Here is a 12,797-nt window from a genome sequence, read left to right on the forward strand (position 1 = left end):
GTCTCACGCTCGTCGTCGGGTCCGGTCCCTCGCGGCCGGGTTGGTCCTTGCGCTCCTCGTTCCTCTGCTTGCCGCAGTGCCTGCGGCCGCCGCTCCGGGAGCGCTAGTCGACCCCGGAGTCGCTCGTGATCTAGGGAGGCTGGACGCGTCGGCTAGCTATGCCGCGTTTGTCCACTTCAGCGGCGTCAGCCGCGATGCCCAGCACGAGCTGCTTCGCGATCGCGGGCTTCGCGTGGTTATGGAGTTCACTACGGTCGATGTGGTCCTCGCGGAGGGCCCCGCGGCCACTTTCGCCGCGCTGACGGACGTGCCCGGCATCACGTACCTCGAGAAGAACCGGCGGCTGCATCTTCTCGGGGACACCGCGTCGTGGGCTACCCGGGCCCGAGTCGCCCAGGAAGAGGTCGCCGGCGGCCCCTACTACGACGCTGAAGGCCGGGTGATCGACGGGTCCGGCGTGGGCATCGCGATCATCGACACCGGGATCGATGCAACGCATCCGGACCTGCGGAAGTCCGTGGTCAAGAACTACGAGTTCGCCGGCGCTACGTTTGTCGAGAGCCCCAACACCGACGCGAATGGCGGGCACGGCACGCATATCGCTGGAATCGTCGGCGGAGACGGGTCCATGTCTCATGGCACGTTCCGCGGCGTTGCCCCGGGCGCCTCGATCTACGGGTTCGGAGCCGGGGATGCGCTCTTCGTCGCTTTTAATGCCTCCGCGTTCGACTACATCCTGCGGAACTACGACGCGTTCAACCCGCGCATCCGCGTCATCACGAACTCGTATGGCGCGTGCAACTCGGGCAATTGCCGCTACGACCCGAACTCGGTGCAATCGAAGCTCGTCGACGCCCTGGTAGCGAAGGGGACATCGGTGGTGTGGGCTGCCGCCAACAACGGCGGCAACGGGACGGTCGACATGACGAACTCGTCGTCGAAGAACCCGACTCCAGGCGTGATCTCGGTGGCGAACTACAACGATAACGACACCGGCGACCGTAACCACGAGCTGAACAACTCGTCGAGCCGCGGACGCGCTGGTTCGCCCGAGACCTACCCCGACATGTCGGCGCCGGGAACCTTCATAACCGCCGCGTGCTATGAGACTCAGCCGGTTTGCACGACGGGCCCCACCTTCGGTTACCCGCCGTTCTACTCGACGATCAGCGGCACCTCGATGGCGGCTCCGCACGCCGCGTCGGTGGCAACGCTTCTGTATCAGGCGCGTCCGGACCTAACGCCGGCTGGGGTGGAAGACGTATTGCAGGACACGGCTCACAAGTTCACAGCAGGTGCCGCGTACGAGGACGACCCGCAGAACTCCGGCGGCACAACCTCCTTCGACAAGGGAGCGGGCCTGGTCGATGCTGCCGCTGCTCTGGACGCGCTCGCGGTCCCCCGCAATGGCCTCGCACCTGCGGAGACCACGATCTTCTCGGGCGACGGCGGTGATTACCCGACGGTCCCGGCGGCAGATATCGAGGCTCTGCGTGTCTTCAACGACGTCGCCGGGCTGCGCTACACGTTGACGGTTCGCGACGTTGACGACAGGCGCGCGGGACCGCTGACCTTCGGCTCAGTGGACTATTACTTGCGGCAGAAGATCGACGGCCGCGCCTACGTGACCTCGATTGAGAACGCGGCGAACGGCGCTACGGCAGGCCCGACCGGAACGGGTGCGACAGAGATAAGCGTTGACCCCACCGCCAATACGGTGTCGTTCCTGGTGCCTTACGAGAACATCGGGAACCCTGGCGAGAACACGCCGGCATACAGCGTCGAGGTGCAATCGTACGACTTCATCCTCGCCGACACTGCTCCCGGAGGTATCGGCGGCGAGCTCATCGTGGCGCCTCGCTACGGGAGCGCCTACACGGTTCGTCCGACGCAGCTCGCCGAGCCCTCGCCCAGCCCGACGGCGACTACGGATCCGTCGCCGACTCCGACCGAGACATCGGACCCATCACCAACACCCACTGAAGAGACCTCGCCCAGCCCCGACCCGGTCTCCGGCGGGACTCACGGCACATACCCACTCGCCCCGAACGACGCCTACTGGGCTGACCAGTGGGGGCCGTCGCGGATCGGCGCGCCGCAGGCATGGCAGCGCGACAGCGCGACGGGCCTCGACGTGAAGGTGGCAGTGATCTCCTCCGGGATCGATCTGCAACACGAGGACTTCGCCTGCGCGAACAAGCTGGAGATCGTTGATGGAGCAAACCTCGCAATGAACTCTAGCGATGTGCAGGATGTCGACGGCGCCGGCACACGCGTCGGCGGCGTGATCGCTGCCTGCACAGATAACGGAACCGGGATCGCGGGGATCGCTCCCGACGCCACACTTCTTCCGTTCCACCTCGGAGACGGCAGTGTCACTCCCCTGCCCGACCTGGTGCCCGACGCCATCCGCCGTGCGGCCGACGCTGGCGCGCACGTGATCCATGTTGACGCGAGCGAGTTCGTGATCGGTGGTGGCTCGAAGCCGGAGTGGGATGCTGCGGTGGAGTACGCCGCATCCATGGGAGCGGTGCTCGTGTCGCCTTCCGGCGAGTTCTGGCAGGCCTACTGCAACGAGCCCGGCGGACGCGCCGCCGTCATCTGCGTCGGGTCGATCGACGTCCGCAACGAGAAGTCCTGGACGACGAACCTGCCGATCAAGCAGGAAGGTCCCTCGGTAGTGGCGCCCGGGGGCCAGCAGCTGTTCTTCTGCACCAACTACCAGGAGAACATCCTGACGACCAACCTCATGGGCGCATCGGGCCCATGCATGCCTCGGCGCGGTTACATCGCGCGGAACGGCGCTTCGCTCGCCGCGGCGCACGTCTCTGGCGTCGCTGCTCTCGTTTACGACCGGCTGGCGGCCGAGCGTTCCCCGTTCAACCGACAGGACGTTGTCGAAGCGATCGTGGCGACCGCGGACGACCTCGGCGTCCCCGGACACGATCCGGTCTTCGGCTCAGGCCGAGTCGATGCCGTGGGCGCGGTCGACAAGGTGACGGTCGTTCCACGACCGACGCCTACTCAGCCGTCGACCCCAACCACTCTGGCATTCACCGCCGACTCGGCGCAGTCGGGACAGTATTCCGACGAGGCCACGTTCGCGGCGCAGCTGATGGATGACTCGGGCGCGGGTGTCGGCGGGAAGACGATCACATTCGAGCTCGTGGGTTCGAATGCGACGAGGCTCTTGACCGCGACGACCGACGCCTCTGGCGTCGCGACCGCGTCGCTCGTGCTGACGGACGATCCTGGTGCATACGACCTGATCGCTAGGTTCGATGGGACCGAGGGCGAATATGCGTCGTCTGCCAACATGACGGGGTTCGTGATCGAGAAGGAAGACACCGGCCTCGAGCTCTCGATCGTCGGCACACCGTCCGAGAGATCACTCGAAGCTCGTCTCACGGATGCGGACTCCGGAGCCGGCATCGAGGGCAGGACGATCGAGTTTTTCGTGGATGGCCACTCACTAGGTTCTGTGACCACGGACGCATCGGGCGTAGCTCGGCAATCACTTCCGCCACGGTTCCGCAACGGCCACCACGACTACGAGGCCTCGTTCGGGGGAGACACGCTGTATCGACCGTCGTCCTCTGCGGTGAGTACGTAAGCCACGTTCTGCTCCAGGGAGTCCTGGAAGATCGTCTCGGAGGAACCACAGGAGGCTACGAGGCGAATTCTTTGTGACGTTTACCCGAATGGGGGAGGGATTCGGCTATCCCTTAGCAAGGAAGCGACTGAGGGCCGGTGCGAGCCAGCCCCGGACGACCCGGCCAATGGGCAGAACATCGTCGACATCATCGTGTTCGCAGAGTTCACCAAGATGCAGGCGAACCGAGGACGCGCCGAGGCGCTCATCGGCAACCGCACGCTCATCGCCGAGCCGACGAACGCGTCGGTTCACGAGTGGGTCCAGCCGGCCGACCCGGGCGGTAGCTGAGCAACAAGGTAGAGGCATGACTTCAGAGGGGCGGCGAGAGCCGCCCCTCTTTCATGTCGAGTGGGACGGGCGTTACGCCGTCGGTTCCTTGCGGTGATGCAGGTGTCGGCGGACCTTCATCCGGATCCGCTGCAGCGCATTGTCCACGTGCTTGATCTCGGCTCCGAGCTTCGCCGCGATCTCCTCGTAGGACTTCCCGTGCATGAACAGATGCAGCACGTCACTCTCGAGTTTCGTGAGGCCGCGACGCAACGTGTCCCTGAGAGCCTTGATCTCATCCGCGGCGATCACCAAGAGCGCGGGGTCGAACACATGCGCCGCGAGCCGGTCGGCGAGCGTTATCTGTGGACTCTCCTCACTCGTGCGTGTCGGGCGATCTATGGAGATGGAAGCGTTGAGCGGTGTGTGCTTGAAACGGTTCGCGCCCTTGACGGCCGTGACGATCTGGCGCGAGATACACAATTCGGCGAACGCGCGGAATGGTGTTTCCTGGTCGGGATCGAAGTCACGGACCGCTCTGTAGAGGCCGATCGTCCCTTCCTGTATCACGTCGTCGGTGTCGTGGCCTCGCAGGAAGTATCTCCGCGCTACCGCACGCACTAGCGGGCGGTGACGAGTCAGTAGCACCTCGAGACATCTCTGGTCACCCTCACGCGCGTGGCGAACAAGATCGCGGTCCTCGAGATCACTGCCGGGCCGCGCCTCGAACGTCGTGGCCATCTGCTCCCCCTCGCGTCGATCGTGAAGCGATTGTGCGTGAACGTCGCCTCACGAATCGTTCCCCGCGCTCGCGCCTACAACCCTGCTGTCGACCAGTGCCTTCTGGCACTTATTCCCAGGCAACCCAGGCGAGGGGGATCGACCGGACCACGGTCAGTCTCTTGCGAGGGCTGCAACATCGGCGTCCGTATGGCGCCCACGCGCGAGCTCGGGAGGTCCGGCAGACCACCAGCGGGGCGATCATCGTCGGGTGGTCAGCGCCGAAACCGGCCCCCGGGGGCCTCTTTTCCTGGAGGTTTGGGAACTTTGGCGCCTAACCCTACGTTTATATGGGTGAGACGGTCATTACGGAGAGTAGTGACGCCGGATGACCCCTCAGCCATACTTTGGGCGGAGATTTCCACGACCGATCCAAACGCAACCCTTTTCTCGCAGTGCCTTCAGGAGGTGCCAGTGAAACGTCACTCCGGTAACAAGAGCGGTCACGCCCAGGTGTGGGATCCGCGCATCGCGGCCCGGGTGGTGCTTGCCCTGGTAGTGGCGATGCTCCTCGTAGTGGTGAGCTTCAGCGGCTCGTCCTTCGGGATGGGCAGCGTCAAGGTGCTGGCCCAGCCGACGGAGACCCCCACCGAGACACCTACAGGGGAGCCAACGACGGAGCCCGAGCCGACGGGGCCCGGCGTCGAGATCATCAACCCCACCTCGGGCTACGACGTCTTTCCCCGGCCCGACGACAACGTCCCCGAGATCAGCGACAAGAGCGACGGCGTCGACGAGCAGTACCACATCGTTGCCCTGACCCGGGATGCCGGTCCGAACGCGGTGCTCGAGGCCTACCTCACGCCGACCACCGTCGGCCTCCCCCTTCAGGAGATCACGATCGGCCAGCTCGAGCGGGTGCCGAACACCACCGACGCCTGGGAGTTCTACTGGGACATCCCAGAATCCGTTCCCGAGGGGTCAGCGGATCTGACGGTGCGGGTGTTCGAGCAGGTAGGCGCAGGCTTCGAGGAGAGCGCCGCCGACACCGAGTCGGTGTTGGTGCGTCACCGCGAGGGCGGCGACCCCCCCACTGGGGACACACAGCCGGCCGCCGAGACGATCGAGCTCACGTGGCCTACGAGCGGTGGCCCACTTGGGTTCTACAAGCCGAAGGGTGGCACGTGGCGAACCGTGATCGATGGCAGCACGAGCAGAAACAACTTCAGCGTCGCCTTGTACTACACGACCACGCCTCCGGGCGCGGAAGCCGAGTGGAAGCAGTGCGCTCTGACTAGCGGCAACAGCCGCAGCAGAGGCCCGTTCCGGCTGACATGTCCGCTTGCCGGGAAAGACCTACCGTCTCAAGTGACCGCTATATCGGGGGTCGCGATCGAGAACCAGAACACGAGCAACGCGCCCTTCACTTCCGCTCGTAAAGAGGAATCTCAGGACGCGCACAGGGTGGTTCCCTACGTCCAGGACCCTGCGCTGATGAAGATCGACCTCCAGTCGTTCCCGCGCTTCGACGTCAATCGCAACGACATCGTCAACGAGAACCAGGGCCGTGAGGTCGCCGGCGCCGACTGTTTGGCGTTCGTCGCGAAGGTGACGGATCCGCTGGACCGGCCGGTGCAGGGGGCGAACGTCGACGTGCATCTCGAGGGGCCGGACGACCAGGTTCGATTCGGCGACGAGGACTCAGTCGCGGTCTTCTTCCTCTCTGGCGACGAGAGCGACAACTACAAGACCCCAGACCCAAGCAAGCACTCTTCCGAGGCGGGATACGACTGCGAGCGCCCCGAAGAGGGTGGGTCCGAGACCAGTACCGAGGGCCAGGAGGGCGACCACAATCGCCCCGGGCAGGCCGACATCAAGCACCGCGAGAGCGGCTCCGGGACGGGCCTGGGTGGTGGCAGCGGCAGTTTCGGCGAGTTCCTCTTCCACATCTTCTCGCCGAACCCAGGCTTCAGCACCATGACTGCCTGGATCGACGACGAGGGCATCACCCAGGAGGCCGAGGTGCGGGGCACCGACACCGACGAACTGGAGGCGGGCGAGCCGACCGATACCTACCGCGCGCAGTGGTATCCGAAGGAGCCTCGTCTCACGTTCGACCCGGTGAGCGACACCGCTCCGGCGGGGACCTGCAACCAGTACGTGCTGCGCGCCCGCGCCGGCAACGCGGTCATCCCCGGGATCAACATCGACGTCCACGCGACCGGTCCGACCGACGAGCTCGACTTCTGTGACACGGTGGAGACCACTCCGCGGCGAGCGCCCGACGACCGTGACGCGGCGGACGAGGATCGCCACGAGCCTGAGGACGCCGGTGAGGCTTCGCACAAGGGCGCTGCACCTCGCACGCAGCACACCGAAGGTGAGACCGACGACAAGGGCAACTTCGTCATCGGGATCACGTCGCCTGTGCCTGGGGATACCACGCTCGAGGCCTGGATCGACGGAGAGACCGACTTCGACGATGACGTGCAGGGAGACGACGAGACCTCTGCCGCAGCTACTAAGAGCTGGGCGTCGTCCGCGGGAGACGCAGAGGTGCGGTTCGTCAACCCGTCCGGCTACGGCGGTAGCGGTGACACCGTCTCCAACAAGCAAGACGCGGATAGTCGGTATCACGTCGTCACACGCGTGGACGCGCCGGAGTTCATCGCCGGCGTCGAGCTGTTCCTGTCGTCAGACGGAAGCACGTTCACCAAGATCGGCGACATGACGCGGGTGCAGACGTCCGATACCTACGAGTTCTTCTGGGACGTGAACGTTCCCAACGACGAATACACGCTGAGGGCCCAGATCACCGGAACAGCGCAGCGGGAGGATCGGGCGATCACCGTCGCGAACGGAGCCGAGACCGCAGAGTTGACGCGGCCTCTGAACGCAGAGAGGGCGCCGTTCTCCAAGGGCGAGACCAGCGTGTCCGGTGTCGCCAGCGCCGGGGCCGAGCGGGTCACGTTCTTCTACACGACCACAGCGGCGAAGGATTCTCGAGAAGAGGCCGACTGGGTCGAGTGTGGGACCAAGGACCTCGGCTCGAACAAGTCTTTCGAGGGCAAGTGCGCGCTGCAGGACCCGGACGAGAACGGCGTGAACGACGAGCCGTTCCAGGTCACGGGGATCGCCGTCGTGGCCGTGGATTGCACTGCGCCGGCCGGCGGTTGTACGCCGCCCGACAGCCCGGTGAATGAGTCCGGCGACGCTCATCGCGTCTTCGGGTTCGAGGCGGAACCGGTCGTCTCGCTCGAGCCCGCGGAGGCGCAGGCCAAGCCCGGGACCTGCCAGAGGTTCGTCCTGTCGGTGAACGACCAGACCGGCCAGTCGCTGAGCGGCGTGAACGTCGACGTCCACGCGACCGGTCCCACAGATGGAACGACCTTCTGCGACGTGACTGGAGGAACGACGAGGCGTTCGCCCGATCAGGGAGCGCACTCGACGACCTCCGGCGATGGCACCCAGGCTTCCCACCAGCAGGAGGGCGCCGACGCCCACCACGTCGAGGGCGAGAGCAACGCCCGAGGCGAGTTCGTCTTCGGGATCCGGGCTGAGGTTGCTGGTGACACCAACCTGCTTGCGTGGGCCGACATCGAGGAGAACGACGAGCTGGGCGCCAACGAGCGCTCCGACACCTCGGTGATGCACTGGAGCACGGCTCGGAGAGGCGGCGGCGGCGGGAACACCCGTTGCACCATGAGCGGCAACGGGGACGACAACGTGATGCGCGGTACTCCGGGTGACGACGTGATCTGCGGCGGCGGAGGCAATGACACCTTGATCGGCCGTGGTGGCAATGACGTCGTCCGCGCCGGCAAGGGACGCGACATCGTCCGGGGCAGCGGCGGCAATGACACGCTCCGCGGCGGCGGCGGTCCCGACCGGATCCGAGGCGGCTCCGGCCGAGACAGGCTCTCCGGCAACGCCGGGAACGACTTCCTGGACGGACAAGGTGGCCGTGACACCTGTCGCGGAGGCCGTGGCCGGGACAGAACCAGAAGCTGCTAGAGGTTCGTAATACACAGCAGAGGGCCGGGTCCACCGGCCCTCTGTATCGACTGCCAGTTCGAAAGAGGGGAAGCATCGTGAAGAGAACGTTGTCCTTGGCCGTGGCGGCGCTGGTTGCAGCGCTTCTCCCGGCAGCGCCGGCGGTGGCAGCTCCGCAGATCGAGCTGTTGAATCCGTCGCCTTACACGGCGGGGCAGGTCCCCGAGCTGTCGTCGAAGGAGGGGCGTCCGGTACATCTCGTCGCGTGGACGCGAGAGGCACCGACCGGTGCGTTGGTGGAGTTCGAGGTCTCGGCTGTGGCCACGACGCCCCCCAGCTTCGCCACCGCGACGGTGGACGGGTTCCGGGTGGGCTCCGACACCTTCGAGGGGCCCTTCACGATCCCGCAGAACTTCCCCGACGGCACCTACAACGTCGCTGTCGGTCTCTTCAGCGCCGATGGCTCTGAGGAGCTGGGCCGCGACGACCAGCTCGTGACGATCAACAACCAGGACGTGCCGCCTCCGCCTCAGAGCGACAACGTCGAGATCACTCAGCCGGCCAATGCCGCCCAAGCCGGTTTCTTCACACCCCAGGGAGCCAAGCGGGCTCACACCGTCATCCAGGCGACAGCCAGCGCCGGAACCGACCAGGTCCGTGTCCTCTACTCGATGTCGGATCCCGGAACGCAGCCCGAGTGGAGGCAGTGTGGGTCGGCCGCGCCGGGTCAAGGCGGCTTCACCGTGATCCGCTGCACGCTCGCAGAAGGTGACTCACCGCTGGCGGTGACCGCGGTTGCCGCGGTCGCCAACCAGACGCCGCGCCAAGCGTCTCCCGACCCTGCCGCCGACGACGCCGGCGACGCGCACCGTGTGACGCCTTACCTCCAGACGCCGGCCATCCTCGCATTCGAGCCCGAGGCGGTTCAGCAAGAGGTGGGGAAGTGCCAGAAGCTCACCATCACTGCGTTCGATCAGCTGAGTCGCCCGATCGCAGCACTGAACGTAGACGTGCACGGGACGGGCCCCGATGACCAGCTCACCTTCGCAACCTTGGACACGAGCCCCGTCACCGCAGACACGAGCAACTACCAGAAGCCGGAGAAGGGACATGTCTCGGAGCGCGCCACGATCAACTGCTCTGACAAGTCGAACTCCGGAAAGAAGCAGGGGCTACATCGCGCTATCGGTGCCGCGGATCGCGTGCACATCGAGTCCGTCTCTGGAACCGACAACACCGGAGCCTTCGTCGTAGCGTTGTTCTCGCCGAATCCCGGAGGCACGCAAGTATCTGCGTGGGCCGATGTGAACGACGACGACTCTCAGAGCTTGTCGGAGGCGAGCGGCGGTGCCCGCATCGGCTTCGGTCAGGCCCCGCCTCCCGCTCGGCGAGAGATCTTCATCGACCCAGACGGTCCCTCGGCCACCGCCGGCGAGTGCCAGTCGCAGACGATCGTGGTGAGGGAAGGTGGCAACGCGTCGATCGGCGTCAACGTCGACGTGCACATCAAGGGGCCGGATGGTTCGGTCCAGTTCTGCCAGCCTCTGGGTGCAAGCGCCAGCGCCCGCCAGCCGGATTCCGGCGAGCACGTGGCCGGAACGCACGGTGACGGGACGCGACACCTCGAGGGCGAGACAGATTCCACGGGCCGGTTCGTCTACGGCGTGACGTCTGTTTCGGAAGGCCGCACCGAGGTCCTCGGTTGGATCGACGAGACCGATGACGACACGCTAACTCCTGCCGAGCCCAGTGCGCCCGCTTCGATCACGTTCCAAGCAGAGGGCGAGCGCTCCATCTCGCTGGAGTCGAGCCGCAGCTCCGTTCCGCGGGGCCGGCGCGTGAGGCTGTTCGGCCAGATCGACGGTGCAGCGAGTTGCTCCCGAGGTCAGGTCGTGAAGCTGAAGGCGCGCACCCCGGGCGGACGCTTCAAGGCGATCGGGCGCAAGACGACCGACTCGAACGGCGAGTACGCATTCCGCGTCCGCGTGCGCAAGACGAAGGACTACAAGACGATCGCTCCGGCGAACATGCCGTGCGAGAAGGCGAAGTCACGGACGGTGCGCGTCCGAGCCCGCTGAACCTACAGAGTTGTTGACGAGAGGCCCCTGCGACTGCGGGGGCCTCTTCAACGTTTAGCGGCGGGAGCCGCGGGTAGCCCTGCTCCCGTGGCGACCTACGGATACAAGCTGTCGAGTGAGGAGCACGGGCCGAACGACCTCGTGCGCTATGCAGCGCGCGCGGAGGAGGTCGGCTTCACCTTCGCCGCGATCTCGGATCACTTCCACCCGTGGATCGACCAACAGGGGCACAGCCCGTTCGTGTGGGGGGTTCTCGGCGGCGTCGCGCAGGTCACCGAGCGACTGGAGTTCATCACTGGCGTGACGGCGCCGATCATCCGGATCCATCCGGCGATCGTTGCTCACGCGGCCGCCACTGCAGCGGTGATGCTGGAGGGCCGTTTCTCGCTGGGTGTTGGAACCGGCGAGCACCTGAACGAGCACATCCTCGGCGACAAGTGGCCGCGCGCCGGGATCCGCAGAGCCATGTTGTCGGAGGCGATCGACGTCATGCGCAGGCTCTGGGAGGGCGGCAACAAGAACTTCTCCGGGCGCTATTACACGGTCGAGAACGCGCGCATCTATGACGTCCCCGAGCAGCCGATACCGGTGCTGATCGCGGCGAGCGGCGACAAGGCCCTGCAGCTCGCCGGCGAGAAAGGTGATGGGCTGGTCAGCCTCGCTCCCGATGACGAGACGATCCGCAAGTTCGACCAAGCAGGCGGGGCCGGGAAGCCGAAGTACGCCGAGATCCAGGCGTGTTGGGCTCCCAGCGACTCCGAAGCTTTCGAGACGACCCAGAAGTGGTGGTCCAACATCGGGGCCCCAGGAGAGCTGACGCAGGAGCTACCGCTACCTCGGCACTTCGATCAGGTGGGGGCTCAGGTGAAGGCCGAGGATTTCAAGGACCAGCTCGCCTATGGGCCGGACCCCGAGCGCCACCTGGCGATGATTGCCAAATACCGTGATGCCGGCTACACCCACATCTGGATCCACCAGATAGGCCCCGACCAAGACGGCTTCTTCGACTTCTACGAGAAAGAGATCCTCCCCGCGCTCTCATAGCACTCGACCTGCGTACGTCTGCAGTCGCTCAGGCGGTGCTTCGCTGGGAATTCGCTCTCGGCGCTGATCCGCACCCGGCCGGAAAACAGGAACCGGTGCAGGGACGCGGCGCCGTATGGAGAACCTGCCAGGCGGCCGGACGACATTTTTTGGGGGGCGGCACGTGCGCGGGTGGATCAAGGCTGTGTTGTGCTGTGTCATTCTTCTGATCGGTTCCAACGTGGCCGCGCTGTCGGCTGGCGCTTCGGGCACCTCGCCCCGGACCTTCGACCAGGATGCAGAGGACTGCTTCGAGTTCATACCGGCGGAGCAGTCCGTAGCCGGCGTCACCGATGACGGGCGCGAGGTCGTGCTGGACGTCCACCTCGTCCTCGACGGCGTCTCTACGTCCCGTGCCGCCGAAGTCGTTCAGCAGGCGCAGCACGCTTTTACGCCGCTTCGGATCAAGCTTCAGCCGACCTTCCAACAGGTCTCGTTCCCCCCACAGAAGATGGCGCCCGAGTTCCAACTGTCGCAGCCCGTGCCCGCGAGTGACGCTGACTACCTGATGCAGAAGACGAAGGAGGCGGTGGGCGGCGCACGTCCCGCAAACTCCGACGTCGTGTACCTGCTGACGGATGACGCGATCACCGGGGGCGCCGCAGGCAAGGCCGACTGCATCGGCGGCGTCCGCTATCCCTCCAGAGCCTTCGGGATAGGCGAAGAGGATGAAGACTGGGGCGGGCTCCAGGTGTGTTGCACGCGCACGACCGCCAAGATCGCCGCGCATGAGATCGCACATCTCCTGGGAGCGCACCACCATTACGCGAACTGCGCCGAGGGTGCCGCGGAGAAGCTGGATGACCCGCATCTCGGCACCTGCACGATGATGTTCAACGACGTCGGGCTGGTGAACCTGCGCTTCTCCGTACTAGAAGCTGCGGTGGTGCGGGGGCACGCGATCAAGTTTGCGGATCGAGCGCCGGAAGAGACACAGCCGCAGCCCGAGCCGACGGAACCGCAGCCCGAGCCGACGGAACCGCAGCCCGAGCCGACGGAAC

The 12,797-nt window shown here is 65.7% G+C and carries 7 protein-coding genes; 6 read left to right on the plus strand and 1 reads right to left on the minus strand.

The features are described 5' to 3' along the window. The first annotated feature begins 76 nt into the window (after nucleotides 1–76). Nucleotides 77–3,613 carry a S8 family serine peptidase gene (locus M3N53_05900; GenBank protein MDP9067864.1) on the plus strand — a complete coding sequence of 1,179 codons (3,537 nt, stop codon included), beginning with the start codon at nucleotides 77–79 and terminating at the stop codon, nucleotides 3,611–3,613. A gap of 192 nt (nucleotides 3,614–3,805) precedes the next feature. Then, nucleotides 3,806–3,943, plus strand: a complete 138-nt coding sequence (locus tag M3N53_05905; protein MDP9067865.1) for a hypothetical protein — start codon at nucleotides 3,806–3,808, stop codon at nucleotides 3,941–3,943. A 72-nt stretch (nucleotides 3,944–4,015) separates the two neighbouring features. On the opposite strand, the gene sigH is transcribed toward M3N53_05905, so the two are convergent. Then, nucleotides 4,016–4,663, minus strand: a complete 648-nt coding sequence (gene sigH, locus M3N53_05910) for an RNA polymerase sporulation sigma factor SigH (GenBank protein ID MDP9067866.1) — start codon at nucleotides 4,661–4,663, stop codon at nucleotides 4,016–4,018. A 453-nt stretch (nucleotides 4,664–5,116) separates the two neighbouring features. Here sigH and M3N53_05915 point away from each other — a divergent pair, with 453 nt between their 5' ends. The 4 genes from M3N53_05915 to M3N53_05930 all read left to right on the plus strand — a co-directional run. Then, entirely contained in the window at nucleotides 5,117–8,656 is a 3,540-nt protein-coding gene (locus tag M3N53_05915) for a hypothetical protein (GenBank protein MDP9067867.1), read from the plus strand. Nucleotides 8,657–8,733: 77 nt separating this feature from the next. Then, on the plus strand, nucleotides 8,734–10,713 hold the full coding sequence (locus tag M3N53_05920; GenBank protein ID MDP9067868.1) for a hypothetical protein: 1,980 nt from the start codon (nucleotides 8,734–8,736) through the stop codon (nucleotides 10,711–10,713). 87 nt (nucleotides 10,714–10,800) lie between these two features. Further along, nucleotides 10,801–11,757: a TIGR03557 family F420-dependent LLM class oxidoreductase gene (locus tag M3N53_05925; GenBank protein MDP9067869.1), complete on the plus strand. Its 957-nt coding sequence runs from the start codon at nucleotides 10,801–10,803 to the stop codon at nucleotides 11,755–11,757. A gap of 163 nt (nucleotides 11,758–11,920) precedes the next feature. Continuing rightward, a partial coding sequence (locus tag M3N53_05930) for a M12 family metallo-peptidase (protein MDP9067870.1) occupies nucleotides 11,921–12,797 on the plus strand: 877 nt, incomplete at its 3' end.

Source organism: Actinomycetota bacterium (assembly GCA_030776625.1).
Taxonomy (GTDB): domain Bacteria; phylum Actinomycetota; class CADDZG01; order CADDZG01; family WHSQ01; genus MB1-2.

Bases quoted from the DNA above. Each gene is read 5' to 3' on its own strand.
- sigH (MDP9067866.1), bottom strand. From the start codon at position 4,663: ATGGCCACGACGTTCGAGGCGCGGCCCGGCAGTGATCTCGAGGACCGC.